This window comes from Teichococcus deserti (genome assembly GCF_001982615.1).
In the GTDB taxonomy this organism is placed as follows: domain Bacteria; phylum Pseudomonadota; class Alphaproteobacteria; order Acetobacterales; family Acetobacteraceae; genus Pseudoroseomonas; species Pseudoroseomonas deserti.
Genome location: NZ_MLCO01000416.1, coordinates 1 through 1,035, shown reverse-complemented (window position 1 = coordinate 1,035; position 1,035 = coordinate 1). Strand labels below are relative to the sequence as shown.

The 1,035-nt window shown below is 76.0% G+C and carries 1 protein-coding gene and 1 pseudogene; both read left to right on the top strand.

Annotated features, from left to right (window positions below; genetic code table 11):
• On the top strand, positions 1-564 hold a 564-nt coding region (locus tag BKE38_RS28335), incomplete at its 5' end, for a DUF3459 domain-containing protein (protein WP_131829771.1).
• Positions 561-1,035: pseudogene (locus BKE38_RS28330) on the top strand (4-alpha-glucanotransferase); the annotation flags it as partial. The gene BKE38_RS28335 and the pseudogene BKE38_RS28330, both read left to right, overlap by 4 nt.

Below are 1,035 nucleotides of genomic sequence, written 5' to 3'. Positions count from 1 at the left end.
CTGCTGCTGCTGCTGACCCCGCCGGTGCCGATGCTGTTCATGGGCGACGAATACGCCGCCGAGCGCCCCTTCCTGTTCTTCACCGGCTTCGGCTCGCCCGAGCTGGCGACCGCGGTGCGCGAGGGGCGCCGCAAGGAATTCGCCCGCTTCGCCAGCTTCGCCGATCCCGAGCGGCGCGAGCGCATCCCCGATCCCAACGACCCGAAGACCTTCGCCGCCAGCAGCCCGCAGCCCGGCGATCGCGAGCACCCGGCCAATGTCGAGGCCGAGAATTTCTGTCGGTTCCTGCTGGAGACCCGGCGCAAGAAACTGGCGCGGCACCTGGCCGGCGCGCAGTCGCTCGGCGCCGCGACGCTGGGCGCGCATGGGGTGCGGGCGCAGTGGCGCCTGGCCGATGGCTCGGTGCTCAGCGTCGCCGCGCAGTTCGGCGACGAGTCCCTGCCCTGCCCGCATTTCCCCGGCGAGATGATCGCCGCCTCCGCCCCCGGCGCCGGCGAGGCCGCCCGCGGCGGCGAGCTGCCGCCCCGTTCCGCCATCGCCTGGCTGCAGGAGCCCGCCGGATGAACAGCGACACCGCCCTGCGCCGCCTGGCGCGTGCCGTCGGGCTGATGCTGGACTGGCACGACGCCACCGGCCAGCGGCGGGAGACCACGCCGGAGACGCTGCGCCGGGTGCTCGGCGCGCTCGGCCTGCCGGTGGCCGGCGACGCCCAGCTGCGCGACAGCATGGCGCAGTGGCGGCAGGCGCACCGGGTGCAGCCGCCGCTGCTGACCGCCGATCCCGGCCTGCCGGTCTGCCTGCGCCTCGCCCCCGACCGCTACCGCCTGACCGCCGAGGACGGCACCAGCGTCGAGGGCCGCAGCCAGCCCGCGCCGGGCGGCGCCACCCTGCTGGCGCCGGCCCTGCCCGGCTACTACCAGCTGGAGACCGCCGGGCACCGGATCACCCTGGCGGTTGCGCCGGAGCATGGCCAGCGCCTGGCCGATGCCTGCCCAGGCGGCCGCGCCTGGGGGCTGGCGGTGCAGCTCTACTCGC